22 protein-coding genes are annotated in these 25995 nt (G+C 70.1%); 4 read left to right on the forward strand and 18 right to left on the reverse strand.

What is annotated here, in order from left to right; translation table 11 throughout:
- The first annotated feature begins 36 nt into the window (after positions 1–36).
- Complete coding sequence (locus tag CON77_RS03705; RefSeq protein WP_232788391.1) at positions 37–4842, forward strand: Hpt domain-containing protein; 4806 nt, start codon at positions 37–39, stop codon at positions 4840–4842.
- A 1-nt stretch (position 4843) separates the two neighbouring features.
- Here CON77_RS03705 and CON77_RS03710 read toward each other — a convergent pair whose 3' ends face one another.
- The 8 genes from CON77_RS03710 to CON77_RS03745 form a co-directional block, all read right to left on the reverse strand.
- Complete coding sequence (locus tag CON77_RS03710; protein ID WP_232788392.1) at positions 4844–6352, reverse strand: cryptochrome/photolyase family protein; 1509 nt, start codon at positions 6350–6352, stop codon at positions 4844–4846.
- Positions 6353–6727: 375 nt separating this feature from the next.
- The gene (locus CON77_RS03715; protein ID WP_101047798.1) at positions 6728–7783 is read right to left on the reverse strand and encodes an acyltransferase family protein; all 1056 of its coding nucleotides are present in this window, start codon (positions 7781–7783) and stop codon (positions 6728–6730) included.
- Positions 7780–8727: a pseudouridine synthase gene (locus CON77_RS03720; RefSeq protein ID WP_101047799.1), complete on the reverse strand. Its 948-nt coding sequence runs from the start codon at positions 8725–8727 to the stop codon at positions 7780–7782. Before CON77_RS03720 ends, CON77_RS03715 begins: the two co-directional genes overlap by 4 nt.
- 24 nt (positions 8728–8751) lie before the next feature.
- Positions 8752–9894 (reverse strand): bifunctional diaminohydroxyphosphoribosylaminopyrimidine deaminase/5-amino-6-(5-phosphoribosylamino)uracil reductase RibD, encoded by a 1143-nt coding sequence (gene ribD / locus CON77_RS03725; RefSeq protein ID WP_101047800.1) that lies wholly within the window; start codon positions 9892–9894, stop codon positions 8752–8754.
- A 31-nt stretch (positions 9895–9925) separates the two neighbouring features.
- Complete coding sequence (gene trmB, locus CON77_RS03730) at positions 9926–10708, reverse strand: tRNA (guanosine(46)-N7)-methyltransferase TrmB (RefSeq protein WP_101047801.1); 783 nt, start codon at positions 10706–10708, stop codon at positions 9926–9928.
- Between the two features lie 58 nt (positions 10709–10766).
- On the reverse strand, positions 10767–11699 hold the full coding sequence (gene gluQRS, locus CON77_RS03735) for a tRNA glutamyl-Q(34) synthetase GluQRS (protein WP_101047802.1): 933 nt from the start codon (positions 11697–11699) through the stop codon (positions 10767–10769).
- Complete coding sequence (locus CON77_RS03740) at positions 11696–12787, reverse strand: NAD(P)/FAD-dependent oxidoreductase (protein ID WP_101047803.1); 1092 nt, start codon at positions 12785–12787, stop codon at positions 11696–11698. The genes gluQRS and CON77_RS03740 overlap by 4 nt, the downstream gene beginning before the upstream one ends.
- A gap of 61 nt (positions 12788–12848) precedes the next feature.
- Complete coding sequence (locus tag CON77_RS03745) at positions 12849–13811, reverse strand: LysR family transcriptional regulator (protein ID WP_101047804.1); 963 nt, start codon at positions 13809–13811, stop codon at positions 12849–12851.
- 116 nt (positions 13812–13927) lie between these two features.
- On the opposite strand from CON77_RS03745, the gene CON77_RS03750 reads away from it, so the two are divergent.
- From CON77_RS03750 to dnaE, 3 genes are all read left to right on the forward strand, one after another.
- Positions 13928–14629 carry a pirin family protein gene (locus tag CON77_RS03750; protein ID WP_101047805.1) on the forward strand — a complete coding sequence of 234 codons (702 nt, stop codon included), beginning with the start codon at positions 13928–13930 and terminating at the stop codon, positions 14627–14629.
- Between the two features lie 67 nt (positions 14630–14696).
- Entirely contained in the window at positions 14697–15251 is a 555-nt protein-coding gene (locus CON77_RS03755) for a flavodoxin family protein (protein WP_101047806.1), read from the forward strand.
- A 73-nt stretch (positions 15252–15324) separates the two neighbouring features.
- Positions 15325–18891, forward strand: a complete 3567-nt coding sequence (gene dnaE, locus CON77_RS03760; RefSeq protein WP_101047807.1) for a DNA polymerase III subunit alpha — start codon at positions 15325–15327, stop codon at positions 18889–18891.
- A gap of 21 nt (positions 18892–18912) precedes the next feature.
- Here the strand turns inward: dnaE and tolA are convergent, their stop codons facing one another.
- Genes tolA through glyA form a run of 10 tightly spaced genes read right to left on the reverse strand, consistent with a single transcriptional unit; the run spans position 18913 to position 25961 of the window.
- A complete protein-coding gene (gene tolA / locus CON77_RS03765; protein WP_101047808.1) occupies positions 18913–19836 on the reverse strand; it encodes a cell envelope integrity protein TolA in 924 nt (307 codons plus the stop codon).
- Between the two features lie 9 nt (positions 19837–19845).
- Positions 19846–20286, reverse strand: coding sequence for an ExbD/TolR family protein (locus CON77_RS03770; protein ID WP_101047809.1), 441 nt, complete (start codon positions 20284–20286; stop codon positions 19846–19848).
- A gap of 13 nt (positions 20287–20299) precedes the next feature.
- Positions 20300–21007 (reverse strand): protein TolQ, encoded by a 708-nt coding sequence (tolQ, locus tag CON77_RS03775; RefSeq protein WP_101047810.1) that lies wholly within the window; start codon positions 21005–21007, stop codon positions 20300–20302.
- Positions 21004–21417: a tol-pal system-associated acyl-CoA thioesterase gene (ybgC, locus tag CON77_RS03780; protein WP_101047811.1), complete on the reverse strand. Its 414-nt coding sequence runs from the start codon at positions 21415–21417 to the stop codon at positions 21004–21006. The genes tolQ and ybgC overlap by 4 nt, the downstream gene beginning before the upstream one ends.
- Before the next feature lie 12 nt (positions 21418–21429).
- On the reverse strand, positions 21430–21972 hold the full coding sequence (gene nusB / locus CON77_RS03785; protein WP_101047812.1) for a transcription antitermination factor NusB: 543 nt from the start codon (positions 21970–21972) through the stop codon (positions 21430–21432).
- Complete coding sequence (gene ribH, locus CON77_RS03790; protein WP_101047813.1) at positions 21969–22433, reverse strand: 6,7-dimethyl-8-ribityllumazine synthase; 465 nt, start codon at positions 22431–22433, stop codon at positions 21969–21971. Before ribH ends, nusB begins: the two co-directional genes overlap by 4 nt.
- Position 22434: 1 nt before the next feature.
- Positions 22435–23571 (reverse strand): bifunctional 3,4-dihydroxy-2-butanone-4-phosphate synthase/GTP cyclohydrolase II, encoded by a 1137-nt coding sequence (gene ribBA, locus CON77_RS03795; protein WP_101047814.1) that lies wholly within the window; start codon positions 23569–23571, stop codon positions 22435–22437.
- A 16-nt stretch (positions 23572–23587) separates the two neighbouring features.
- A complete protein-coding gene (locus CON77_RS03800) occupies positions 23588–24217 on the reverse strand; it encodes a riboflavin synthase (RefSeq protein ID WP_101047815.1) in 630 nt (209 codons plus the stop codon).
- 43 nt (positions 24218–24260) lie between these two features.
- The gene (gene nrdR, locus CON77_RS03805) at positions 24261–24710 is read right to left on the reverse strand and encodes a transcriptional regulator NrdR (RefSeq protein ID WP_101047816.1); all 450 of its coding nucleotides are present in this window, start codon (positions 24708–24710) and stop codon (positions 24261–24263) included.
- Between the two features lie 6 nt (positions 24711–24716).
- Complete coding sequence (gene glyA / locus CON77_RS03810) at positions 24717–25961, reverse strand: serine hydroxymethyltransferase (protein WP_101047817.1); 1245 nt, start codon at positions 25959–25961, stop codon at positions 24717–24719.
- Positions 25962–25995 lie beyond the last annotated feature (34 nt).

Genomic DNA, 25995 nt, shown 5'->3' on the forward strand with positions numbered 1-25995 from the left:
CCCCCGCCCGGCAAGGCCTATGTACCCGGGCCGGCGGTGCGCGCCCACCTTGACCGCCTGGTGCTGCAGGTCGTCAAAAGCCTGAACCCCGCCGCCGCAGCGCCCCTGGGCCAGCTGGCGGCCGGCCTGGCGCGCGGCGCCACCGAGCCGGCCGAGCGCCACTTCTGGCTGGCCGCGGCCGCCTACTTCGAGGCCGTGGCCCAGGGTGGCCTGCCCGACAGCGTCTACGTCAAGCGCGCCGCCTCCAGCATCTTGCTGCAGTACACCCACCTGAGCCAGGGCGAAGTGCAAGGGCTGCTGCCCTTGACGCACGACCTGTGTTTCCTGGCGGCCCAGGCCCAGGTGCCCGACCCGAGTGCCGCCCCGGCGCTGCAAGCCCTGTGGATGGCCCAAGGCTGGCGCGCCGCCGAGCGCTGGGACTGGGAACGCCAGGCCCTGGGCCTGACCGACCCCGCCTTGCTGGTCCGCCTGCGCGAAGCGGTGGCCGCGGCCCAGCGCGCCTGGGCTTTGTGGACCGAAGGCGACGCCCAGGCCCTGGGTCGCGCCTGCGAACAGCTGGGGGCCCTGTCCACCGACTTGCCGGCCCTGCACCCTGCGGCCCAGCCCCTGGCCGAGGCCTGGGCGGCTGTGGTGCAGCGGCACGCCACGGTCGCCGCCAGCACGCCCTGGCCGGCCGGGCTGGCGCTGGAAGCGTCCCACAGTCTCCTGTGCCTGGGCGCCGAACTCGACGATTTCGACCCGCTCGACCCCGCCCTGGCCGCCCGCCACCAGACCTTGGCCCAACGCCTGCGGGGCGCGCTGGACGGGCAGCCCGCCCCGGCGGCCGAGCCGTGGATGACGGCGCTGTACCGCCGCCTCAGCGAGCGTCAGACCCTGGGCCATGTCGTGGCCCAGCTGCACCACGAACTGGCGGCCGTGGAAGCGGCGCTCGACGCCGTGGTCCGCCGTGCCCAGAGCGCAGACCCGGTCGATGGGGTCGCGGCCAGCGTACCGGGCCTGGCCGACGTGCCGGCCCAGGCCGAAGCCATGGCCGGCGTCGCCCAGATGCTGGGCCTGGACGCGGCGGCCGAGGCCTTGCAGGTCCTGCGTGCCGAGGTGGCCGGCTGGGCGCAGTCCCCCGGGCCCGACGCCGCCGCGGTGCGGACCGCGGCGACCCGCCTTGCCCCCAACCTCAGCGCCCTGGGGTGGTTGTTCGACACCCTGGCCCGCCAGCCCGATCTGGCCCGCGATGGCTTTGTGTTCGACCCCGCCACCCAGAGCCTGCGCTCCCTGCTGGGGCCCACCCCCCCGACCGACGCGGTCGAAGTCCCGGTGCCTGCCGCACCCACGCCCGAGGCACTGCCTGCGGTGCCGCCCCAGACCGCCACCGCCCCGGCCCCGGCATCGGCCGGTCCAGACATTCCCGCCGCAGGTGTCGACGAAGCCCCCGAGCCTGAAGACGACGGCGCCGAACTCCTGGCCATCTTCAGCGAAGAGGCCCGCGAGGTCTTCGTCCACGCCCGCGCCACCCTGGACGTGCTGCGCGGCCAGCCGGCCAGCCTGCCCGACCTCACCGCCTTGCGCCGCGCCTTCCACACCCTCAAGGGCAGTGCGCGCATGGTCGGTCTGGCCCAGGTCGGCGAAGCCGCCTGGGCGCTGGAGCAGCTGCTCAACGCCTGGCTCGCCGACCAGCGACCCGCCCAGCCGGAGTTGCTGGCCCTGTGCGAACAGGCCCTGACCCGGCTGGCCGAATGGGTCGATGCCCTGGCGGCCGGGCGGTCCGAGGCCGACGCCGTCGACCCCGCCCCCCTGCGCGTCAGCGCCGACGCCCTGCGCCTGCACGGCGAATACCGTCCCTGGTCCGCGCCGGCCGCCCCCCTGCCGCCAGAGCCAGAGCCAGAGCCCGACGCGCCGCCGGTGCTGGAGGAGGCGGTCAAGGTCATTGGGCCGCTGTGCATCGATCTGGAGCTGTACAACGTCTTCCTGAACGAGGCGGACGAATGGTCGCGTCGGCTCAGCCACGGCTTGTCGGAGTGGGCACTCACTCCTGACGAGGCCCTGCCTGCGGAACTGTCCGCCCTGGCCCACTCCCTGGCCGGAGGTTCCGGCACGGTGGGGTACATGGGCCTGTCGCGCCTGGCCCGTGGGCTGGAGCACGCGCTCGACCGCACCCAGGCCCTGCCGGCCGGCGCCGCCCTGGCACCGGTCGAAGTGGCCCTGCTCGTGGCCGCGGCCGACGAGGCCCGCCACCTCTTGCACCAGTTCGCGGCCGGCTTCCTCAAGGACCCGAGCGACGACACCCTGGCCCTCCTGGCCGATGTGGCCACGGCCGCACAGGTGGCCCCCGCACCGGCAGCGGAGCCGGCGTCTGTCGCGCCCAGCCCGACCGAGCCCCCGCCCGCCGAGCCGGCGCCCCCAATTGCCATCCAGGCACCCCCTGCTGAACGGGTTCCGCCGCCGACACCGCCCGCCGCAGCCGCACCCGCAGCCTGGCCGCCGTCCATGCCAGGGACTGCGTCACCGCTGCCCGGCCCCGTCATCGATCGGCTCGACACCGACCTGTTCGCCGTGTTCGAGGACGAAGCCCAGGAACTGCTGCCGCGCCTGGGCTCGGCCTTGCGCCAATGGGCCTCGCGCCCTGACAACACCAGCGCCCGGGCCGAGGTGCTGCGCAACCTGCACACCTTCAAGGGCAGCGCCCGACTGGCCGGCGCCCTGCGCCTGGGCGACCTCGCGCACCAACTGGAAGCCGACGTGCTCGCCCTGCCCGAAGTGCCGGGCGCGCCGGAGCAGGTGCGCCCGCTGCTGCCCGCGCTGGATGCGCTGGTGGCGCGTTTCGACGGGTTGCGCGCCGCCTTCGCCCCGGCACCGGCGGGCCAGTCCGCGCCCGTGGTGGACGGGGTGCAACTGCTGCCGCCCGAAGGCCTGCCCCAGCCCGCCGCGCCGCTGCGGCCAGAGGCGCCGGCCGGCCCGGGCGTGACGGTGCGCGTGCGCGCCGATCTGCTCGACCAGCTCATGACCCAGACCGGCGACGTGATGCTCACCCGCAGCCGGCTGGAAACCGACATGCGCGCCCTGCGCCAGTCATTCAAGGACATGTCGGGCAACATCGAGCGCCTGCGCAGCCAGTTGCGCGACCTGGAGCTGCAGACCGAAACCCAGATGCAGTCGCGGCTGGCCCAGAACCGCGACACCGACCCGCGCTTCGACCCGCTGGAATTCGACCGCTACACCCGGGTGCAGGAACTGACCCGGCTGCTGGCCGAATCGGTCAACGACGTGGCCACGGTGCAGCACCACCTGCAGCGCGCGGTGGAAGGCGCCGAGGGCAACCTGGCCGCTCAGGCGCGCCAGACGCGCGAACTCCAGCGCGACCTGCTGCGCACCCGACTGGTGGCCTTCGACTCGCTCGCCGAACGCCTGCACCGCGTGCTGCGCCAGGCCGCCGACGCTTCGGGCAAGCAGGCCGAATTGCTGTTGCAAGGCGCCGAGGTGGAGGTGGACCGTGGCGTGCTGGAACGCCTGGCCCCGGTGCTGGAACACCTGCTGCGCAACGCGGTGGCGCACGGCATCGAACCCCCGGCCGACCGCCATGCCGCGGGCAAGCCCGAGGTAGGTCACGTCACCCTGGTCTTGCACCAAAGCGGCAACGACCTGGCGCTGGAACTGGCCGACGACGGCGCCGGCCTGAACCTGCCGCGCCTGCACGAACGCGCCGTGGCCCTGGGCCTGGTGCCGTCCGCCTCGCCCTTCACCGAAGCCGAGGCGGTGCGCTGCATGTTCGCCCCCGGCGTCAGCACCGCCACCGAGGTGACGGAAACCGCCGGCCGCGGCATCGGCCTGGACGTGGTGCGCACCGAGGTGCTCGGCCTGGGCGGCCGCATTGAATACCTGCCCCCGGCTGGCGCAGGCACCGGCTTCCGCCTGGTGGTGCCGTTGAGCACCGCCGTCACCCAGGTGGTGATGCTGCGCGTCGGCGACTTCACCTTCGGCGTGCCCGCCCCCTGGGTAGAGGCGGTGCGCCGCGCACATGCGCCCGAGCTCACCGCGGCGTATGTGAGCGGCCAGTGGCGCGAAGGCCCCACGCTCATGCCCTTCTTCTGGGCCGGCGCCTTGCTGGCGCTGTCCACCGAAAGCACCGACCCGCAGGCCCACGCCGCCCGCAGCTGGCCGGTGCTGGAGTTCTACAGCGCCGGCCAGCGCGTGGCCTGGCACGTGGACGAGGTGCTGGGCCACCAGGAGGTGGTGGTCAAACCTCTGGGGCCGCAACTGGCGCGCCTGCCCGGCCTGGCCGGAGCCACGGTGTTGGCTTCGGGCGCGGTGGCGCTCATCTACAACCCGGTGGCACTGGCCTCGCTGTACGGCGACGCGGCCCGGGCCTGGGTGCGCAGCCAGCGGGCGCAGGGCATCCAGGGCGCGGTACCGGTGGCCCCGGCCTTGCCGCACACCGCCCCGGGGGCGGCCGGCCAGGCGCCGCTGGTGCTGGTGGTGGACGACTCCATCACCGTGCGCCGCGTCACCCAGCGCCTGCTCAAGCGCGAGGGCTACCGCGTGGCCCTGGCCTCCGACGGCCTGCAGGCCCTGGAGCGCCTGCGCGAAGAAGCGCCGGTGGTGGTGCTGTGCGACATCGAAATGCCGCGCATGGATGGCTTCGAGTTCGTGCGCCACCTGCGCGACGAGCCCCAGTGGGCCGACCTGCCGGTGGTGATGATCACCTCGCGCCTGGCCGACAAGCACCGCGACCACGCCCAGGCCATGGGCGTGGACCACTACCTGGGCAAGCCCTACTCGGAAGAGGAACTGCTGGCGCTGGTGGCGGCCTACGCACGGCTGGCGCCCCAGCCCGAGCCGCCCCGGGGCTGACTCAGCCTTTTTTCACCACCGCGTAGCGTTCCAGCGTCTGCGCCCGCGCCACCGCGTGGTCCACCACGGGCGCCGGGTAGTCGCGCCCGATCACCAGCCCGGCCGACTCCAGTTCCACCGGCTTGGCCAGCCAGGGCGCGTGCAGCGCGTGGCTGGGCAGCCCGGCCAATGCCGGCAGGTAGCGGCGGATGAACTTGCCGTGCGGATCGAACTTTTCGCTCTGGCTCACCGGGTTGAAGATGCGGAAGTAGGGCTGCGCGTCGCAGCCGCTCGATGCGGCCCACTGCCAGCCGCCGTTGTTGGCCGCCAGGTCGAAGTCGATCAGGTGGTCGGCAAAGTAAGCCTCGCCGCGCCGCCAGTCGATTCCCAGGTCTTTCGTCAAGAAGCTGGCCACCACCATGCGCAGGCGGTTGTGCATGTAGCCGGTCTGGTTGATCTGGTGCATGGCGGCGTCCACCAGCGGGTAGCCGGTGCGGCCCTCGCACCAGGCGGCAAACAGCGCGTCGGCGTGCTTGCCACGTTCCCAGCGGATGGCGTCGTACTCGGGCTTGAAGGCGCCGCTCACCGCGTGTGGGAAGTTGGCCAGAATCTGGTGGTAAAAGTCGCGCCAGACCAGTTCGCTCAACCAGGTGCTGGCGCCGGCCAGGCCCTGCAGGTGCATGACGTAGGCCACGCCTGCCAGCGCACGGATGCTGATGGTGCCAAAGCGCAAATGCACGCTCAGGTAGCTGGGGCCTTTGACGGCCGGAAAGTCCCGCGCCTGGTGGTAGTGGTCGATGCGGCTGGCAAAGTCCTCGAACAGTGCTTGGGCGCCCCGGCTGCCGGTGCGGACTTTGAGTTCGCGCAGGTTGCTGCGCACGAAGCCCAGGTCCTCCAGCGCGGGCACGCCGGGTGGCGTGTGGGCCGGGCAGGGTGCCAGCGTGTCGGCGTAGCGTTCCACCGGGTAAGCCTTCAGGTGAAAGTCGGTCAACGCCTTCAGCCAAGCGTTCTTGTACGGCGTGAACACGGTGAAGGGCCGGGCGTTCTGCGTCAGCACCTCGTGCCGCTCGAAAATCACATGGTCCTTGAAGGTGTGCAGCACCGCGCCCCCGTGGGCCAGCGCGCCCAGCACCTGGGCATCGCGCGCCTGGGCGGCGGGTTCGTCGTCGTGGTTGGCAAACACCGCCTGAACGCCCAGTTGCGCGGCCAGGCGCGGAATCTCGTCGCTGGCCGCGCCGTGGCGCACGATCAGCCCCACCCCCTCGGCGCCGTTGGAGCGGCCCAGGGCGCGCAACTGCTCGTCCAGGTCGATCAGCGATTCGTGGATGAACTCCACCCGCCGGTCGGCCACCAGCCCGCGGTCCAGCAGCGGCTGCAGGATGGTGGTGTCGAACACGAACACGCACCACACCTTTTGACAGCGTTTGAGCGCGTGGTACAGCGCGGCGTTGTCCGCGGCCCGCAGGTCGCGGCGGAACCACATCAGGCCGGTGTTGTAGGTGCGGTGGGCTTGCATAGAGGGAGTCAGCATATCAGCACCACCGACTACAAAAACAGCAAGGTCGATAAAACCGGTGGATTCTGCGCAGAGGCCGATACCTGACCATCCACCGCCAAGCGGGTCAAGAAAGAATCCCCCTCATGGGGCCCCAAGTCTTTGGGGTGCACTTGCCGTAGAACAGAACGAAACGCTTGACCCAATGGACGTACTGCCGCTTCGTGGACCGGCCATCGCGTCTCAGACGCACCTCATCACGCAATTGATTGACCAACTTGGGGGAGCGGGATGTGTTTGTAGGGGAAGTCTGCACAAGCACCGTTTGGGGTGCCCGTATCCCATGGATTGGGAGCATCACATGGACATTCATATCCCAAAAACTTCATTTTCAGCGTCTGGGGCGGTGGATCAAACCCGGGATTTGATCCACCGCCCCAGCGGCGCCTCCACCCAGCGTTCGAATGCCCAGCCGAGCAGCACGCTCACGCCCCACACCGCCAGGAACAACGCCACCCCGGCCGCCGGGCCGCTCAGCTCCAGGGCCGCGAACAGCGCGTTGCCCAGCAGCAGCACCGGAAAATGCACCAGGAACAAGGCGTACGACGAGCGCCCCAACGCGTGCAGCGCCGCGCCCAGGCTGCAGGGCAAGGGCAGGCGCCAGGAGGCCCAGCGCTGCGCGGTGGCCAGCCACAGGGCCACGGCCAGCGCCAGGGCGATGCGGTGTCGGAATTCCAGCAGCAGGGCCAGCGTGCCCAGCACGACCAGGCCGGCGAGCCACGCACCCCGGGCCCACGCCTGTGGCCATTGCCCGGACCAGCGCGCCATCACCCCCAGCCCGTAGGCGCCGAAGAAGTAGATCGACCAGTCGTCCAGCCCCGGGGCGCGGTTCCACCACAGCAGGGAGGCGGCCGCCACCCCCAGCACCAGCGCCTGTGCCGTGCGCGCTTGCCCGCCGCGTTGCCCCAACCACAGCAGCAAGGCCAGCAGCGCGTGCAGTTGGAAGTCGATGGCCACGTACCAGATGCCGGCCGACAGGGCTTCCACCCCCATCACCTCCTGCAGCAGCAGGGCGTGGGCCAGCCATTCGTCCAGCGAGGGGTGCTCGGGCACCAGGTCGGCGCTCAGCCAGGGGCGGGACACGGCCGCGGCCGCCATGGCCAGCGCCAGCGCCACCAGGAACGGCGGGGCCAGCCGCAGGTAGCGCCGCCACAGGCTGAGCCCCAGGGCCGACACACCGCCCGCCATGGCCGGCATCAGGCTGGGCACGGCCAGGTAGCCGCCCAGCACCAGGAACACCTGCACCGCCATGCGGCCGTAGCCGTAGAGCCAGTCCATCAGGGCCGGGGCGGCGTGTTCCATGGCCTCGGCCACCGGCCCGTAGGCCGACAGGTGGTGCAGCACGATGATTTGCGACGCCAGCACCTTCAGGGTGTCGATGCCGGGTTGGCGGGCGTGGGGCTTCATGGGGTGTCGGGCCAGTCCAGCTGGCGCGGGCTGACGAAGCGCCGTGGCGCGCCGGTCACCGGGTCGGTGAAGGCGATGGCCTGGGCCAGCAGGCGCAGCGGGTCGGCAAAGTCTTCGGCCTCGCCCGGCGCGCGCCGCACCACCGGGTAGAACTGGTCGCCCACCATGGGCAGGCCCAGGCCGTGCAGGTGCACGCGCAACTGGTGGCGTTTGCCGCTCACGGGTTCCAGCCGGTAGCGCGCCCACGGGCCGCGTTGCTCCAGCAGGTGGATGTGGGTTTCGCTGTTGTCGGGCAGGCCTTCGTGCGGCGCGGCTTCGCGCATTTTGTAGAAGGCGTCCTCGCACTCCAGAATGTGGCTGCGGCGCGTCTGCGGCCAGGCCAGGTGCGGCGCAGCGGGGGCGATGGCTTCGTAGGTCTTATCGATGCGCCGTTCGCGGAACAGGCGCTGGTAGGCGTCGCGGTCTTGCGGGCGCACGCTGAACACCACCAGCCCGGCGGTTTCGCGGTCGATGCGGTGCAGCGGGCTGAGGTTGGGCAGGTCCAGCCGTTTTTTCAGGCGCACCAGCAGGCTTTGCTGCACGTAGCGCCCACCGGGAGTGACGGGCAGAAAGTGCGGTTTGTCGGCCACCACCAGGTGTTCGTCCTGGAACACCACCGTTTCTTCGAACGGAATGGCCGGCTCCTGCGGCAGCGCGCGCCAGTAGTACACGCGGGCGCCGTTCTCGTAAGGCGCGTCGGGCAGCAGCACTTGGCCGTCGTCGCCCACCACCTCACCGGCCTGCAGGCGCTGCAGCCATTCGGTGCGCGGCACGCGCGGCAGGCGCTCGGCCAGAAAGTCCAGCAGCGTGGGCCAGGGCGCCACGCGCATGCGCGGCAGCGCCACGCAACTGGGCGAGACCCCGTCGCGCATGGGGATGGCGGCGTTTTTGGGCACGTGGGCCATGGTGGCTTTCGGGGGTGGGCGAGGTCAGCGCAGGAAGCGGGCGCGCACCCGCAGGTCCGGCCCCACGGGCGTCACCTCGTGGAAAGCCAGCTTGGGCCCTTGGTCCAGCGCGGTGAACGGGCCGATGTTCGCCAGTCCGGCGCCGGGGCCCAGCAATTGCGGCGCCAGGTAGAGCAGCAGTTCGTCCACCAGCCCTTCGCGCAGGAAGGAGCCGTTGAGCTTGTGACCGGCCTCCAGGTGCAGTTCGTTCACGCCACGCCGGGTCAGGTCGGCCAGCACCGCGGCCAGATCCACCTTGGGGTGGCTGCCCGAAGCGCCGGGGGCACCGGGACAGTCCACCACGGTGGCGCCTGCTTGCGCCAGCGCGGCGCGCTGGGCGGCGGTGGCGGCCGGGTCGCTGGCGGTGTAGACCAGCGCCTCGCCCGGTGGCGGCAGAATGCGCGCGGTCGGCGCGATCTCCAGCCGGGAGTCCACCACCACGCGCAGCGGTTGGCGCGCGGTGGACACCAGCCGCACGTCCAGCCGGGGGTTGTCTTCCAGCACGGTGCCGATGCCCGTCAGCACGGCCGAGGCGCGCTGGCGCCAGGCGTGGCCGTCGGTGCGTGCGGCTTCACTGGTGATCCACTGGCTCACGCCGTTGGCCAGCGCGGTGGTGCCGTCCAAGGACGCCGCCACCTTCAGCCGCACCCAGGGCCGGCCGCGTTCCATGCGGCTCAAAAAGCCGATGTTCAGCTCGCGGCTGGCCACGGCCAGGGGGTGTTGCGGGGCCAGCAGGTGCACGTCGATGCCAGCGGCGCGCAGCCGCGCCAGCCCTTGGCCGCCCACCAGCGGGTTGGGGTCGGGCAGGGCCACGACCACACGCCCCACCTGGGCGGCGATCAGCGCTTCGCAGCAGGGCGGGGTGCGGCCGTGGTGGCTGCAGGGTTCCAGCGTGACCAGGGCTGTGGCCCCACGCAGGTCGGCCCCAGCGGCCTGGGCGGCGCGCAGCGCCACCACCTCGGCGTGCGGGCCGCCGGCCTGCTGGGTGTGCCCTTCAAACACCTGCCCGTTGCGGGTGACCAGTCGGCACGCCACCCGCGGGTTCGGGTCGGACAAGCCAATGGCTTGGGCCGCCAGCGCGTCCAGGCCGTCCAGCCAATCGGGGGGGCAGGGGGCAACGTCGGTCATGGCCGGGGCGGCGAAAGGCGGCGCCAACGCGTCAGGTCCGGCGGCGGAACACCAGGTCCCACACGCCGTGGCCCAGGCGCAGACCACGGTTTTCGAACTTGGTCAGCGGCCGGTAGTCGGGCTGAGGCGCGTAGCCGCCCAGGCCGGCGTCGGCGGCGGTGTTGACCAGGGCCGGTTCGGCGCTCAGCACCGCCAGCATCTGTTCGGCATAGGGTTGCCAGTCGGTGGCGCAGTGGAGGTAGCCGCCGGGTTTCAGGCGGCTGACCAGCTTGGCCACCAGCGGCGGTTGGATCAGGCGGCGCTTGTTGTGCTTCTTTTTGTGCCAGGGGTCGGGGAAAAAGATGTGCACGCCGTCCAGGGTGGCCTCGGGCAGCATGTGGTCCAGCACCTCGACCGCGTCGTGCTGCAGGATGCGGATGTTGGCGATGTCCTGCTCGCCGATGCGCTTGAGCAGCGCGCCCACGCCGGGCTCGTGCACTTCGCAGCAGAGGAAGTTGTCGTCCGGACGCACACGGGCGATGTGCGCGGTGGCTTCGCCCATGCCAAAGCCAATTTCCAGGACCAGCGGCGCGCTGCGGCCAAAGGCGCTGGCGGCGTCGAGCGGCTGCGGCGCATAGGGCAGCACAAAGCGCGGACCCAGGTCGGCGAAGGCCTTGGCCTGGCCGGTGGTGGTGCGGCCGGCGCGTTTGACGAAGCTCTTGATGGTCTTGGGGTGGGCCACGCTGGCCGGGGCCGTTGCGCCGTCGGCGCTGGGCTGGTCGGGGGTGGGCGCGTTCGCCGAGGCGGTGGGGAAGGGGGCAGGGGTAGCGTTCACAGCCCGGCATTGTAGGCACCCGGGGCGGGGCTGGCCAGTTCGGTGCAGGGGTGCGGGTTCAGGCGGGGCGGTGGGGGACCGCCCAGGTCTGGGCCCAGTGTCCCGTCCACGTGGCCAGGGCCTGGTCCAGCGGGCCGTGCTGCGCCGGCAGGCCCAGCACCTGGGCGGCGGTGTTCAGGGCGGTCAGCGGGGCGCTCACGTCCAGCGCCGGGGCGCCGTGCTGTTTCGACAGCTTTTCGCCGTCGGTCCCCAGCACCAGCGGGGTGTGCAGGTACTGTGGCGTGGGCAGCCCGAGGGCGCGCTGCAGCAGGATCTGGCGCGGCGTGTTGTCGGTCAGGTCGGCGCCGCGCACCACGTGGGTGATGCCCTGGTCGGCATCGTCCACCACCACCGCCAGTTGGTAGGCCCAGAGGCCGTCGGCGCGGCGCAGCACGAAGTCGCCCACCGTGTCGGCCACGTCTTGCGCTTGCGGACCCAGGCGGCGGTCGTGCCAGACCAGCGGGCTGGGGGTGTGGGTGGCGCGCAGACAGGCCGGCACGTGCAGCCGCCAGGCGCGCCCGGGCCGGCCCCGCAGGCCCCCGAGTTCGGGGCGGCAGGTGCCGGGGTAGGGGCGCTCCACGTGGCGCTCGTGCGCCCAGCCCTGGGCCGCGAGCGCCTGCGCAATGTCCTTGCGGGTGCAGGCGCAGGGGTAAGCCAGGCTGGCAGACACCAAATGGTCCAGCGCTTGCTGGTAGCGTTCGCCATGGGCCGACTGCCAGACCGGTTCGGCGTCGCCCACCAGGCCCAGGGCCGCCAGCTGGCGCAGGATTTCGCGGTCAGCGCCCGGCACGCAGCGGCCCAGGTCCACGTCTTCGATGCGCACCCGCCACGCACCGTGGTGGGCGCGGGCGTCCAGCCAGCTGGCCAGGGCCGCGACCAGCGAACCGGCGTGCAACGGGCCGGTGGGCGAGGGGGCGAAGCGGCCGCGGTAGCCCGCGGGGGGCCGCGTCATGCCATGGCCAACGCCAGTTCCAGGCCCGAGATGAAGGCGTGCTCCACCCGGTGCCCCAGGCACCAGTCGCCACACAGGCCCAGGCCCTGGCGCGCGTCCCACAGGAAAGCGCTGCCCAGCGGGGCCTGGGTTTGCGCGTAGCGCCAGCGGTGCACTTCGGCGTGGCTGGGCTGGGCGCGGATGCCGGTGATCTCGGCGAAACCCTTGAGCAGTTTGGCCTTCACCCGGTCGGGGTCGTCTTCCAGGTGCTCGGCCGACCAGGCCGGGCTGGCCTGCACGGTCCAGCGTTCCACCGGACTGCGCCCGGGTTTGCTGGTTTCCCGCGCCAGCCAGCGGATGCGGTGGTGCTCGCCCCGGGCGGCGTGCCAGCGTGGCCCGAAGCCGGACAGGCCGGGCTGCATGGCCTGGGGGAAGGCGATCATCAGGGTCCAGCAGGGCGCGGTGTCGACCGCCTGCAGCGCGGTGTGCCAGGGCTGGGCCAGGTCGCTGGCGCGCAGCAGGTCCGCGGCCTGTGCGGCGGGCAAGGCCAGCACCACCTGGTCGAAACCGCCGTGCACCTGCTGCGCGTCCTGCGGGCCCTGGGTGCGCAGCTGCCAGCGCAGCGGCGACAGGACGTCGGGTTCGAGGCGGCTGACCCGGGTCTCCAGCAGGGTCTGCGCCGCCAGGCTGCCGTCGGCCAGGGGCGCGGCCCAGGCCTGGGGCAAGGCGTTCATGCCGGGGGTGGCCACCCAATGGGCGTCGCGCGGTGGCGGGGCGCTGGCCATGGTCTGACCCAGGTGGTCGAGTACCCGCACCGTGTTCACCCGCCAGGGTTGGAGCAGCCCGGGCACCGTGTCCAGCGCCCGCTGGAAGCGGGCATCGTGCACGGTGAAGAATTGCGCGCCGTGGTCGAAACCGCCGAAATCGCTGCGGCGGGTGGCCATGCGCCCGCCCACGCCGCGGCTTTTCTCGAACAGCGTGACGCGGTGGCCGGCTTGCACCAGGGTGCGGGCACAGGCGATGCCGGCCATGCCGGCCCCCACCACAGCAATGTGTCGGGGGGCGGCGGGCGGGACGCTGGGCGTGGGTTGGCGGCGCGGTGGGGGCATGGTGCAGGGCTCCTGGGCGGTGTTTCGCAAACACTGTACCAGCCTGGGCGCCGCGTGGGCGTCAGCGCGCGTGGTGGTTGTGCAGCAGGGCGTGGCGGGTGGTGGGATGGGCCAGTTGCGACAACCACCAATCCAGCGCCCGGCCGGGCACGGCGGGGGCCCGCCGCCCAGCCGTTGCGGCGCCGCCGCGCCAGGCGTAGCTCGGCCGGTAGATCCGGTCGGGCAGGGTGGTGGCTTTGGCCACCAGCCGGCCGGTGTCGAGGAAGGGCTGCACCAGCGGCTGTGGCAGGGAGCCGCAGCCCAGCCCGCGCAATTGGGCTTCCAGTTTGTGCTGCATGGTGGGCACGGTGAGCACGTCCTGCCCGGGCAGCAGGCCGAAGGTCAGGCCGCCGCCGCGCTGGGTCGAATCCGCCACCGCCACCACCCGATGCTGTTGCAGCTCCGCCTGGGTCAGCGGGGCGCTGGCCTGGGCCAGGGGGTGGTGCGGCGCCACCACGAACAGGAACTGCACCTCGCCCAGCGGGGCGCTGTGCAGCCCCTGCGCGTTCACGCTGTCCAGCGTCACGCCCAGGGCCAGGTCGGCCTGGCCGGTCAGCAGGGTTTCCAGCGTGCCCGACAGCGTTTCCACCCGCAGCCGCAGCCGGGTCGGCGCACCCAGGGCGTAGAACGCCTCGCACAGTTCGAACAGGGTGGTGCGCGAGACGATGGCGTCGGCGGTGATGGTGAGTTGCGGCTCCCAGCCGGTGGCGATGCGCTTGACGCGCTGCGCCACCGCGTCCAGTTCCAGCAGCAGGTGTTCGCCCACCCGCAACAGCTCGGCACCCGCCGGGGTGAGCTGGGCGCGGCGCGAATGCCGGTCGAACAGCAGCACGTCCAGCGCCTCTTCCACCTGGCGCACCCGGTAGGTCAACGCGCTGGGCACCAGGCCGAGTTCGCGCGCCGCCGCCGCCATGCTGCCGGTGCGGGCCACGGTGTCGATCAGGTGCAGGTTTTCGGGCGACAGGGCCGCGCGCTGTTTTTGCATTTTTGAGCTGTATGCGTTCAGTATTTTTGAATCATGCCAGCAAATGGCTGCGCCGTCATGCCGGTCGGGGCGCACTACAGTGGAGCCATCGCTTTCTCACCTCACAGGACACCGCCATGATCCAATTGCGCCGTTCGCGTGAACGCGGCTACGCCGATCACGGTTGGCTGCAGAGCCACCATTCCTTTTCTTTCGCGGAATATGTCGACCCCGCCTTCATGGGCTGGGGCAACTTGCGCGTCATCAACGAAGACCGCATCGCCCCGGGCCGCGGCTTCGGCACCCATGGCCACCGCGACATGGAAATCCTCAGCTACGTGCTGGCCGGCAACCTGGCCCACCGCGACAGCATGGGCAACGTCGAGGGCATTCCGCCCGGCGAGGTGCAACGCATGAGCGCCGGCCGGGGCGTGACGCACAGCGAGTTCAACCACGCGCCGAACCAGACCACGCATTTCCTGCAGATCTGGATCGAGCCCCAGGTGCGCGGCATCGCCCCCGGTTACGAGCAGAAGGCCTTTGCCTCGGCCGACAAGCGCGGCCGCCTGTGCCCGATCGCCGCGCCCGACGGCGCCGAGGGCGCGGTCACCGTGCACGCCGATGCGCGCGTTTACGCCGGCCTGTTCGACGGCGCCGAGGCGGCCGAACTGGCGCTGGACCCGGCACGCAAGGGCTATGTGCACGTGGTGCGCGGCAACGTCCAGGTCAACGGCCAGTCGCTGGCGGCGGGCGACGCCCTGCTGTTGCAAGACGAATCCCGCATCACCCTGGCCCAGGGGCAGGACGCCGAGGTGCTGGTGTTCGACCTGGCCCCCTGACCCCCCTTTCTTTTCACGTTTCACACCCCCGGCCCGGCAGCGGGCCACCTCATCCAGGAGTTTTTGCATGACCCAAGTCGTCGTTGTTTTCCATTCGGGCTACGGCCACACCCAGCGCGTCGCCCAGCTCGTGGCCGAAGGCGCCAACGCCGAGCTGCTGCCCATCGACGCGGACGGCAACCTCCCTGCCGGCGGCTGGGAGACCCTGAACGCGGCCGACGCCATCATCTTCGGTACGCCCACCTACATGGGCGGCCCGAGCTGGCAGTTCAAGAAGTTTGCCGACGCCTCGTCCAAGGCCTGGTTCGGCCGCCAGTGGCAGGACAAGGTCTTTGGCGGTTTCACCAACAGCGCCAGCATGAACGGCGACAAGGCCGCCACCCTGATCCAGTTGCAGACCCTGGCTTCACAGCACGGCGGCCTGTGGGTCAGCCTGGGCCTGCTGCCGGCCAACACCCTGGCCGCCACCCGCAACGACGTCAACAACCTCGGCGGTTCGGTGGGCCTCCTGGTGCAGTCGCCGTCCGACGCGGGCGCCGACAAAATCCCCCAAGGCGACCTGGACACCGCCCGCCTGTACGGCGCGCGGGTGGCGGCGGTGGCGGCCAAGCTGCGCGGCTGATCCGGCCTTCCACCCTGCCCGGGCGGCCCTTGCAAAGGGGCCGCCTTTTTCATGCGCCTTCTACAATCCGTGGATGTTTGTCCACCTGCGCCTGCACACCGAATTTTCCGTGGTCGATGGGACCACCCGCGTTGACGAAACGGTGGAGGCCGCCGCCGCCGACGGCCAGCCGGCCCTGGCCATCACCGACCTGAGCAACCTCTTCGGCGCGGTCAAGTTCTACAAGGCCGCGCGCGGCGCCGGCGTCAAGCCGGTGATCGGTGCCGAGGTGTTTGTGCAGGGCCTGGGTGGCGAAGTCGCCCCCGGTGCGTCGGTGCAGGCGCAAAGCTTGCCGCGCCTGCTGCTGCTGGTGCAAAGCCACCCGGGCTACCTGAACCTGTGCGAGCTGCTGGCCCGCGCCTGGACGCGCAACGTGGTGCGCGACCAGGCCGGCGTCAAGTGGGAGTGGTTGCAGGAGCTGAACGACGGGCTGATCGTGCTGTCCGGCGCCCACAGCGGCCCAGTGGGCCAGGCCCTGTTGGCCGGCGACGAGGCCAAGGCCGCCGACCTGGCGCTGCAACTGGCCGGCGCCTTCCCGCACCGCTTCTACCTGGAGCTGCAACGCGCCGGCCGCGCCGACGACGAGCGCCACGTGGCCGCCGCCGTGCCCCTGGCCGCACGGCTCAAGTTGCCGGTGGTGGCCACGCACCCGGTGCAGTTCCTCGGCCCGGACGACTACGAGGCCCACGAAGCGCGCGTCTGCATTGCCGAAGGCGAAATCCTGGGCAACCACCGCCGGGTGCGCAAGTTCACCCGCGACCAGTATTTCAAGTCGTCCGAAGAAATGGCCGCGTTGTTCGCCGATGTGCCCAGCGCCTTGGCCAACACGGTCGAAATCGCCAAGCGCTGCAACCTCACCTTGACGCTGGGCAAGCCGCAGCTGCCCAACTTCCCCATTCCGCCGGTCGATGGCGTGGTGATGTCGGTGGAGGACTACTTCCGCCACGTCTCGCACGAGGGCCTGAAGGCGCGCCTGATCCACCTCTATCCGGACGAAGCCAAGCGCGAAGCCGAGCGCCCGCGCTACGTGGAACGGCTGGAGTTCGAGCTCAACACCATCCTCAAGATGGGCTTCCCCGGCTACTTCCTCATCGTGGGCGACTTCATCCAGTGGGCCAAGGAAAACGGCTGCCCGGTGGGGCCGGGCCGGGGTTCCGGGGCCGGTTCGCTGGTGGCCTACGCCCTGCTCATCACCGACCTGGACCCGCTGCAGTACAACCTGCTGTTCGAGCGCTTCCTGAACCCGGAGCGGGTGTCCATGCCCGACTTCGACATCGACTTCTGCCAGACCAACCGCGACCGCGTCATCGACTACGTCAAGGACAAGTACGGCAAGGACGCGGTGAGCCAGATCGCCACCTTCGGCACCATGGCCGCGCGCGCCGCCATCCGCGACGTGGGGCGGGTGCTGGACTTTGCCTACGGCTTTTGCGACGGCATCTCCAAGCTCATCCCCAACAAGCCGGGCATGAGTGTGACGCTGCAGTACCCGCCCGACCCGCCCAAACCCGGCGACAAGAACAACTACGCGATCGCCATGGAGCCGGTACTGGCCGAGCGCATCCAGAAAGAGGAAGAGGTCAAGCAGCTGATCGAGCTGGCGCAGAAGCTCGAAGGCATGACGCGCAACATCGGCATGCACGCCGGGGGGGTGCTGATCGCGCCCGGCAAGCTGACGGATTTTTGCCCGCTGTACCAACAGCCGGGCAGCGAATCGGCCGTCAGCCAGTACGACAAAGACGACGTGGAGGCCGTGGGCCTGGTGAAGTTCGACTTCCTGGGCCTGGCCACGCTGACCATTCTGGAACTGGCCAAGGAATTCATCCTGCGGCGCCACCCCAGCCAGGCCGGCTTCGCGTTCGAGAACATCCCGCTGGACGACAAGGCCACCTACAAACTGTTCCAGGACGGCAAGACCGAAGCCGTGTTCCAGTTTGAAAGCCGCGGCATGCAGGGCATGTTGCGCGACGCCAAACCCACCCGGCTGGAAGACCTGATCGCCCTGAACGCGCTGTACCGCCCGGGCCCGATGGACCTGATTCCCAGCTTCGTGGCGCGCAAGCACGGCCGCGAAGAAGTGGAGTACCCGCACCCGGCCGTGGCCGATATGCTGTCCGAAACCTACGGCATCATGGTCTACCAGGAGCAGGTGATGCAGACCGCGCAGATCCTGGGCGGCTACAGCCTGGGTGGCGCCGACCTGCTGCGCCGCGCCATGGGCAAGAAAAAGGCCGAGGAAATGGCCGAGCACCGCGAGAAGTTCCGCGCCGGTGCCCTGGCCACCCACGGCATCGGCCAGGACAAGGCCGACGAGGTCTTCGACCTGATGGAAAAGTTCGCGGGCTACGGCTTCAACAAGTCGCACGCGGCCGCGTACTCGCTGCTGGCCTACCACACCGGCTGGCTCAAGGTCCATTTCACGGCGGAGTTCTTCTGCGCCAACATGACCATTGAAATGGACGACACCGACAAGCTCAAGGTGTTGTACGAGGACGCCAACAAGTTCGGCATCACCTTCGAGGCGCCCGACGTCAACCGCGGCACTTACCGCTTCGAGCCTGTGAGCGACAAGGTCATCCGCTACGGCCTGGGTGCCGTCAAAGGCACAGGCCAGCAGGCCATTGAAGCCATCGTGGCGGCCCGCGAAGGCAAAGGTGTCGGGCCGGCGGGCGACACCGTGGGCCCGTTCAAGAGCCTGTTCGACTTCTGCAACCGCGTGGACCGCAGCCGCCTGAACAAGCGCACGGTCGAGGCGCTGATCAAGGCCGGCGCCTTCGACCATTTCGACCTCAACCGCGCGGCCTTGCTGGCCTCGGTGGAGCGGGCCTTCGACTACGCCAACGCCCAGCAGGCCAACGCCAACCAGGGCGGCCTGTTCGACATGTTCGGTGCCGACGACCACGGCGCCAGCACCCAGGAACCCGACCTGGTCGAGATGCTACCCTGGGGCATCAAGGAACGCCTGACGCACGAAAAAACCGCCATCGGCTTCTACCTCAGCGGCCACCTGTTTGACGAGGTGGAGCGCGAGGTGCGCCGCTTCGCCCGCACCCCCATCGGCGATGTGGTGGACAGCCGCGACCCGGTGCTGCTCGCCGGCATCGTCACCGACCTGCGCGTCATCAACGGCCAGCGCGGCAAGGTGGCGATCTTCAAGCTCGACGACAAGACCGGCACGATGGAGGCGACCGCTGACGAGGCCCTCATCAACCAACACAAGCAGCTGTTGAAAGACGACGAGCTGGTGTTGGCCCAGGTGCTGGCGCAACCCGACCGTTTTTCCGGCGGCCTGCGCCTGAAGGTGCAGCAGTTGTGGGATCTGGGCGCGGCGCGCTGCCGCTTCGGCAAATACCTGCGCGTGGCGGTCAATGGCCAGGCGCCCGACGTGGCGGCGCTGTTGCGCGAGTTCCCGGCCAAGCGCGAGATGAGCGAGCAGGGCGAACTGGTGCGCGGCTTGCCGGTGCGCTTGCAGGTGTTGCGCGAGACCGCGCGTTGCGACATCCAGCTGGGCGAGCAGGCGCTGGTGTTCCCGTCGGACGCGGCCCTGGCCGCCTGGAAGGCCCAGGCCCACGGACGCCGCGCCGAAATCGTTTTCGACTGAACCCGACCCGCTCGCCGCGGCTCAGTCCTGCGGCCGGAAGCCCAGGATCAGGGTGCCCGGCACCCTGCCGTTCTCGTCCTGCGGCAGCTTGCCGGTGCGCTCCACCGCGCGCAGCACGGCATCGTCCCAGGCGCGGTGCCCGCTGGATTTCAACAATTTGCTGCCGACGATGGTGCCGTCGGGCAGGGCCCGCACCTCCACCTCGGCCCGGGGGTTGCCGGCAGGGGTGTCGGCAAACACGATGTTGGGCCTGATGCGCGCCACCAGCTTGCCCGCGTAGCTGGCCGACGGTCCGCTGGACTGCTGGGCCTGGCCTTTGGCGCCTGGGCCGCCTGTGGCGCCCAATTGGCCCATCATGCGCTCCAGGTTCTTTTTGCGGTCGGCTTCCAACTGGGCCTCGAGCTGGGCCGCAGCGGCCTTTTGCGCCTTGTCGGCTTTGTCGCGCGCGGCTTTCTCGGCCTGGACTTGGGCCGCGGCTTTGTCCTTGGCGGCCTTCTCTTTGGCCGCTTTTTCCGCCGCCGCCTTGTCCTTGGCCTGTTGTTCGCGCTTCTCTTGCTCTCGCCGTTGGGCTTCGGCCTCGCGCTGCAGGGCTTGGCGTTTGGCCTGCTCCTCACGTTCGCGCTGGCGGGCCAAGGCAATCTCCGCGTCCTTCACCGCTTGGGCAGCGGGTGGCGGTGGTTCGGCTGGACTTTCCACCGGGCGTGGGGCCGGGCTGGTCCTGGGCTCGGGGGGCGGTTCTGGCGCCACCAGCTTGGGCGCCGCCACTTGCGGCAGGCGCGACCACAACTCGGCCTCGGCCACCGTCACGGTGTCGGTCTGCCAAGACACGCCCCAGGTCAGCGCCAGCACCAGCAGCAGGTGCACCCCAAAGGCCAGTCCCAGCGGGCCGCGCCAGCGGCCGCCGTCGGGCGGGTTCAGGTCCAGGGCGTCGGCGGTGGCTTGCATGGCCCCGGGTCAGCGGCTTGGCTGCACCGACAGGCCCACCCGTGCCACGCCGGCGCGCTGCAACGCGTCCATGGCCTGGACGACCTGCTCGTATTTCACGGCTTTATCGGCGCTGATGATCACCGGCGCCGGGCCCTCGCCCGCGGCCGGGGTGCCCTGCAGGTCGCGCACGCGCGCCACCAGCGCCGCGTCGGTCACCGGCTCGCCGTCGCCGGAACGGCCGCCTTCCTTCACCGCCATGCGCCCTTCCCGGTCGATCAGCACTTCGACGAAGCGCTTGGGCGGGTTGGCGCCCTTGCCGACCGAAGGCAGTTCGATCTGGCTCGGCGTCAACATGGGCGCGGTCACCATGAAGATGATCAGCAGCACCAGCATCACGTCGATGAAGGGCACCATGTTGATGTCGTTCATGGTGCGGCGGCCTTTGCCACGGGAAGCGACGGCGGGCATGGGCGGCTCCTGGTCAGCGGCCCGCGCCGGGCGTGCCGGCCGGTCCCATGGCGCCGACGTTGCGGTGCAGGATGTTGGAGAACTCTTCCATGAAGGTTTCCAGCCGGTTGGCCACGCGGTCGATGTCGTGGGCAAAGCGGTTGTAGGCCACCACCGCCGGGATCGCCGCGAACAGGCCGATGGCGGTGGCCACCAGCGCCTCGGCGATGCCGGGGGCCACGGTGGCCAGGGTCACCTGGGTCAGCGCGGCCAGGCCGGTGAAGGCGTGCATGATGCCCCAGACCGTGCCGAACAGCCCGACGTAGGGAGACACCGAGCCCACCGAGCCGAGGAAGGAGAGGTTGACCTCCAGCGCGTCCACCTCGCGTTGGTAGCTGGCGCGCATGGCGCGGCGCGCGCCGTCCAGCAACGCGTCGGGCTGGTTGATGCGGCGTTCGCGCAGCTTGTGGAACTCTCGCATGCCGCTGGCGAAAATCCGCTCCATCGGGCTGCCTTCCTGGGCGTTGCGGCTGGCCGCGTCGTACAGGTCGTTCAGGTTCGCGCCCGACCAGAAGTCGCGCTCGAAGGTCTCGGTCAGGCCGTTCACGCGCTTGAGGGCGACCACCTTGCGGAAGATGGCCGCCCAGCTGATGACCGACACCGTGATCAGCAGGGCCACCACGGCCTGCACCACCCAACTGGCGTTGAGCATCAGCGAGACGATGGAAAAGTCGTGGTTCATGGGGTCAGGGCGTCGAGTATGGGGTCGGGGATGCGGCCGGGACGCAGGCGGGTGGCGTCCACCCAGCCGATGCGGATCGTGCCTTCGCACAACCGCACTTCGGGCCGGCCGTCGCGCAGCAGCCAAGCCTCCTGTTGCAGTGTCATGGAGGCGCGGCCAAGTTCCGTCACCCGGGCGCTGACTTGCAACAAATCGTCCAGCCGCGCCGGGCGGTGGTAGCGCAGTTCGGTGCCGGTGACCACGAACATGCCGCCGGTCGTGTCGCGCAGCCGCTGCTGCTCCACCCCCAGGCTGCGCAGCCATTCGGTGCGGGCGCGCTCAAAAAACTTCAGGTAATTGGCGTAGAAGACGATGCCGCCCGCGTCGGTGTCTTCCCAGTACACCCGCACCGGCCAGTGGAAATCGCTCACGCCGGGGTCCTGTCAGGCCGTGTCGCCGTCCGCGGCGGGCGGCAGCGGTGCGCGGGCGGGTTTGCCCACGCCGCGTTTCTGGTCGCGTTCCACCTCCAGCGCCCGCCACTGCGGCGCGAGCTGGTTGAGCACGCCGTTGACGTACTTGTGCCCATCGGTGCCGCCGAAGGACTTGGCCAGTTCGATGCACTCGTTGATCACCACGCGCCACGGCACGTCCACGCAGTGGCGGAATTCGTAGGCACCGATCCACATCACGCCGCGTTCGATCGGCGAAATCTCGGCCAGGGCGCGGTCAAGCAAGGGGGTGATGGCCGCGTCCAGTTCGGCCGCTTCGGCCACGCAGCCGTGCAGCAGGGCGTCGTAGTGCGCGCTGTCGGCCTTGTGGAAGCCGCTCAGGTCGCGGGTGAACAGGTCCACGTCCTCGGCGCTGTTGCCGCCGACCAGGTGCTGGTACAGGGCCTGCAGGGCGAATTCGCGGGCACGGGTGCGGGCCGACTTGTCGGCCGCCTTGCGCGGCCGGTCGGCGGTCTGGGGGGCGTTGGGCTGGCTCATGCGCGGTTCAACCGGGCCAACAGGCGGGCCATTTCCACCGCGACCTGGGCCGCGTCGCGGCCTTTCTCGTCCTGGCGGGCCACCGCCTGCGGCAGGTTTTCGGTGGTCAGAATGGCGTTGGCCACCGGGATCTGGTGGTCCAGTGACACCCGGGTCACGCCCGCGGCCGATTCGTTGCACACCAGCTCGAAGTGGTAGGTCTCGCCGCGGATCACGCAGCCCAGGGCGATCAGCGCATCGAAGCGCTCGCTCTCGGCCATGGCTTGCAGCACCACCGGCACTTCCAGCGCACCGGCCACCTTCACGTGTTCCACCTCCGCCACGCCCAGGGCTTGCAGTTCGCTCAGGCAGGCCTGGGCCAGGGCGTCGGTGATGCCCTGGTTGAAGCGGGCCTGCACGATCCCGATGCGCAAACCCTGTCCGTTCAGCGCCTCGGCGCTGCCTTTGTCGGCACCCAACATGTCAATTTCCTTCGTTCTTGCTCAAAAAGCCGGTCACTTCCAGCCCATAGCCGGCCATGCTGGGCATGCGCCGTGGCGTGCCCAGCAGCTGCATCTTGTGCACGCCGCATTCGCGCAGGATCTGCGCGCCAATGCCGTAGGTGCGCAGGTCCATGCGGCCCCGTTCCGGTGCCTGGGCCGAACGTGCCGTGCCTTCGAACTGGGCCAGCAACTGTTCGCCGCTTTCGCCGCAGTTCAGCAGCACCACCACGCCCCGACCCTGCTCGGCCATGTGGCGCAAGCTGGTTTCCAGCGTCCACGAGTGCATGGCGCGCCCCACTTCCAGGGCGTCCAGCACGCTCAGCGGTTCGTGCACGCGCACGTCCACCGTGTCGCCAGCGTCCCAGCTGCCCTTGACCAGGGCCAGGTGCACCGCGCCGCCGGTGTCGTCGCGGAAGGCATGCGCCTGGAATTCGCCGAATGCGGTGTTCAGGGGGCGGCAGCCCACCTGCTGCACCAGGCTTTCCACGCGGCTGCGGTGTTCGATCAGGTCGGCGATGGTGCCGATCTTGAGGCCGTGCTCGGCGGCGAACACCTGCAGGTCCGGCAGGCGCGCCATGGTGCCGTCGTCCTTCATGATTTCGCAGATCACCGCCGATGGCGTGCAGCCGGCCATGGCCGCGAGGTCGCAGCCGGCCTCGGTGTGGCCGGCGCGCATCAGCACCCCGCCTTCCACCGCCTGCAGCGGGAAGATGTGACCGGGCTGCACCAGATCGGCGGCATGGGCGTTGGCGGCCACCGCCACCTGCACGGTGCGGGCGCGGTCGGCGGCCGAAATGCCGGTGGTCACGCCCTCGGCGGCCTCGATCGACACGGTGAAAGCCGTGCCCATCTTGGTGCCATTGCGCGGCACCATGGGCGGCAGTTGCAGGCGTTCGCAGCGCTCGCGCGTCAGCGTCAGGCAGATCAGGCCGCGGCCGAAGCGCGCCATGAAGTTGATGGCTTCCGGCGTCACGTGGTCGGCGGCCAGCACCAGGTCGCCTTCGTTCTCGCGGTCTTCCTCGTCCACCAGGATGACGATCTTGCCGGCCTTCATGTCGGCGACGATGTCTTCCACGGGCGAGATGGCGACCGGTGCCAGGGGGGTAGGGGAGTTCATGGTGTGTGGGGTGGGGTCAGGCGGCCGTGGCGGGCGCGCCCAGCATGCGCTCGACGTAGCGGGCGATCAGGTCGATTTCGAGGTTCACCGGGCTGCCGGCCTGCAAGCGGCCCAGCGCCGTGTGTTCCACCGTGTGCGGAATCAGGTTGATGCTGCAGGCGCAGCCGTCGGGCTGGTCGTCCACGCGGTTGACGGTCAGGCTCACGCCGTTGACGGTGAGGGAGCCCTTGTACGCCAGGTACTTGCTCAGGGCGACCGGGGCCAGCACGCGCAGCTCCCAGCTTTCGCCGACGCGCTCGAAACGCGCCACCCGGCCGATGCCGTCCACGTGACCTGACACGATGTGCCCGCCCAGGCGGTCGTGGGCGCGCAGGGCCTTTTCCAGGTTCACGGTGCCGGTCTGGTCCAGGCCGGCGGTCTTGTCCAGCGACTCGGCCGACACGTCCACGGTGAACTGGCGCTGCGGCAGGTCCAGGGTGGTCACGGTCATGCAGGCGCCGTTGATCGCGATGCTGTCGCCCAGGCCCACGTCGTCGAGGTAGCCGGGTGGCGTTTCGACGGTCAGGCGCTTGCCGTGCTGGGAAGAAGAGCCAAGGGAGTGGACAGCGGCGATGCGCCCCACGCCGGTGATGATGCCGGTGAACATCCCGCTATTGTCGCAGGAAAGCCGGTGGGCGGCGACGGCGGCGTCATTGACGCACTTCGTCAACCAGGGTCTTGAATTCGTCGATGTCCTCGAAGCTGCGGTACACGCTGGCGAAGCGGATGTAGGCCACCTTGTCGAGCTTCTTGAGTTCGCGCATCACCATTTCGCCCAGGCGGTGCGAGGGCACCTCGCGCGCCGGCAGGTTCAGCAGCTTTTCCTCGATGTGTTCCATGGCCGCGTCCACCTGTTCGGTGCTGACGGGGCGTTTGCGCAGGGCCAGGGCGAAGCTGGCGCGCAGTTTGGCCGGGTCGTAGTCGATGCGCCGGCCGTCCTTCTTCACCACGGCCGGGAAGGTGACCTCCGGCCGTTCGTAGGTGGTGAAGCGTTTGTCGCAGGCGCCGCAGCGGCGCCTGCGGCGGATGAAAGTCCCCTCCTCGGCGACACGCGTCTCCACCACCTGGGTGTCGGCGTGGCCGCAGAAGGGGCACTTCATGGCGGCTTACTTGTAAACCGGGAAGCGGGCGGTCAGGGCGTTGACCTTGGCACGCACCGCTTCGATGTTGGCCGGGTCGCGCGGGTTGTCCAGCACGTCGGCGATCAGGTTGGCCGTGATGCGGGCCTCTTCGTCCTTGAAGCCGCGGGTGGTCATGGCCGGGGTGCCGATGCGCACGCCGCTGGTCACCATCGGCTTTTCCGGGTCATTCGGAATCGCGTTCTTGTTGATGGTCATGTGGGCGCTGCCCAGCACGGCCTCGGCTTCCTTGCCGGTGATGCCCTTGGCGCGCAGGTCCACCAGCATCACATGGCTTTCGGTGCGGCCGCTGACGATGCGCAGGCCACGCTGGGTCAGCGTTTCGGCCACGATCTGGGCGTTCTTCACCACCTGTTGCTGGTAAGCCTTGAACTCGGGCGTCAGCGCTTCCTTGAAGGCCACGGCCTTGGCCGCGATCACGTGCATCAGCGGGCCGCCTTGCAGGCCGGGGAAAATCGCGCTGTTGATGGCCTTCTCGTGCTCGGCCTTCATCAAAATGATGCCGCCGCGCGGGCCGCGCAGGCTCTTGTGGGTGGTGGAGGTCACCACGTCGGCGAACGGCACCGGGTTGGGGTACACGCCAGCGGCGATCAAGCCGGCGTAGTGGGCCATGTCCACCATGAAGATGGCGCCGATTTCCTTGGCGATCTTGGCGAAGCGCTCGAAATCGATGCGCAGGGCGTAGGCGGAGGCACCGGCCACGATCAGCTTGGGGCGGTGCTCTCGCGCCTTGGCTTCCATCGCGTCGTAGTCGATCTCTTCCTGGGCGTTCAGGCCGTAGGACACGACGTTGAACCACTTGCCCGACATGTTCAGCGGCATGCCGTGGGTCAAGTGGCCGCCTTCGGCCAGGCTCATGCCCATGATGGTGTCACCGGGCTTGAGGAAAGCCAGGAACACGGCCTCGTTGGCCGAGGCGCCGCAGTGCGGCTGCACGTTGGCGGCGTCGGCGCCGAACAGCTGCTTGACGCGGTCGATGGCGAGTTGCTCGGCCACGTCCACGTACTCGCAGCCGCCGTAATAGCGCTTGCCGGGGTAGCCCTCGGCGTATTTGTTGGTGAGCTGGGTGCCCTGGGCGGCCATCACGGCCGGCGAGGCGTAGTTCTCGCTGGCGATCAGCTCGATGTGGTGTTCCTGGCGCGCGTTTTCGGCCTGGATGGCGGCGAACAGCTCGGGGTCGGTCTGTTCGATGAGGATGTTGCGGTCGTACATGGCAGTCCTGGAGTCGTCGAATGACCCTTGGTGA

This window comes from Macromonas nakdongensis (assembly GCF_002837145.1).
Taxonomy (GTDB): Bacteria; Pseudomonadota; Gammaproteobacteria; order Burkholderiales; family Burkholderiaceae_C; genus Macromonas_B; species Macromonas_B nakdongensis.

What these genes read in the sequence shown, in the direction of transcription:
- CON77_RS03715 (WP_101047798.1), bottom strand. Translation starts at nt 7,783, where the DNA reads ATGAAGCCCCACGCCCGCCAACCCGGCATCGACACCCTGAAGGTGCTG.
- CON77_RS03740 (WP_101047803.1), bottom strand. Translation starts at nt 12,787, where the DNA reads ATGCCCCCACCGCGCCGCCAACCCACGCCCAGCGTCCCGCCCGCCGCC.
- dnaE (WP_101047807.1), top strand. Translation starts at nt 15,325, where the DNA reads ATGTTTGTCCACCTGCGCCTGCACACCGAATTTTCCGTGGTCGATGGG.
- tolQ (WP_101047810.1), bottom strand. Translation starts at nt 21,007, where the DNA reads ATGAACCACGACTTTTCCATCGTCTCGCTGATGCTCAACGCCAGTTGG.
- CON77_RS03750 (WP_101047805.1), top strand. Translation starts at nt 13,928, where the DNA reads ATGATCCAATTGCGCCGTTCGCGTGAACGCGGCTACGCCGATCACGGT.
- CON77_RS03800 (WP_101047815.1), bottom strand. Translation starts at nt 24,217, where the DNA reads ATGTTCACCGGCATCATCACCGGCGTGGGGCGCATCGCCGCTGTCCAC.
- CON77_RS03745 (WP_101047804.1), bottom strand. Translation starts at nt 13,811, where the DNA reads ATGCAAAAACAGCGCGCGGCCCTGTCGCCCGAAAACCTGCACCTGATC.
- CON77_RS03770 (WP_101047809.1), bottom strand. Translation starts at nt 20,286, where the DNA reads ATGCCCGCCGTCGCTTCCCGTGGCAAAGGCCGCCGCACCATGAACGAC.
- nusB (WP_101047812.1), bottom strand. Translation starts at nt 21,972, where the DNA reads ATGAGCCAGCCCAACGCCCCCCAGACCGCCGACCGGCCGCGCAAGGCG.
- ribH (WP_101047813.1), bottom strand. Translation starts at nt 22,433, where the DNA reads ATGTTGGGTGCCGACAAAGGCAGCGCCGAGGCGCTGAACGGACAGGGT.
- CON77_RS03720 (WP_101047799.1), bottom strand. Translation starts at nt 8,727, where the DNA reads ATGGCCCACGTGCCCAAAAACGCCGCCATCCCCATGCGCGACGGGGTC.
- gluQRS (WP_101047802.1), bottom strand. Translation starts at nt 11,699, where the DNA reads ATGACGCGGCCCCCCGCGGGCTACCGCGGCCGCTTCGCCCCCTCGCCC.
- CON77_RS03710 (WP_232788392.1), bottom strand. Translation starts at nt 6,352, where the DNA reads ATGCTGACTCCCTCTATGCAAGCCCACCGCACCTACAACACCGGCCTG.
- tolA (WP_101047808.1), bottom strand. Translation starts at nt 19,836, where the DNA reads ATGCAAGCCACCGCCGACGCCCTGGACCTGAACCCGCCCGACGGCGGC.
- ribD (WP_101047800.1), bottom strand. Translation starts at nt 9,894, where the DNA reads ATGACCGACGTTGCCCCCTGCCCCCCCGATTGGCTGGACGGCCTGGAC.
- glyA (WP_101047817.1), bottom strand. Translation starts at nt 25,961, where the DNA reads ATGTACGACCGCAACATCCTCATCGAACAGACCGACCCCGAGCTGTTC.
- CON77_RS03755 (WP_101047806.1), top strand. Translation starts at nt 14,697, where the DNA reads ATGACCCAAGTCGTCGTTGTTTTCCATTCGGGCTACGGCCACACCCAG.
- nrdR (WP_101047816.1), bottom strand. Translation starts at nt 24,710, where the DNA reads ATGAAGTGCCCCTTCTGCGGCCACGCCGACACCCAGGTGGTGGAGACG.
- ribBA (WP_101047814.1), bottom strand. Translation starts at nt 23,571, where the DNA reads ATGAACTCCCCTACCCCCCTGGCACCGGTCGCCATCTCGCCCGTGGAA.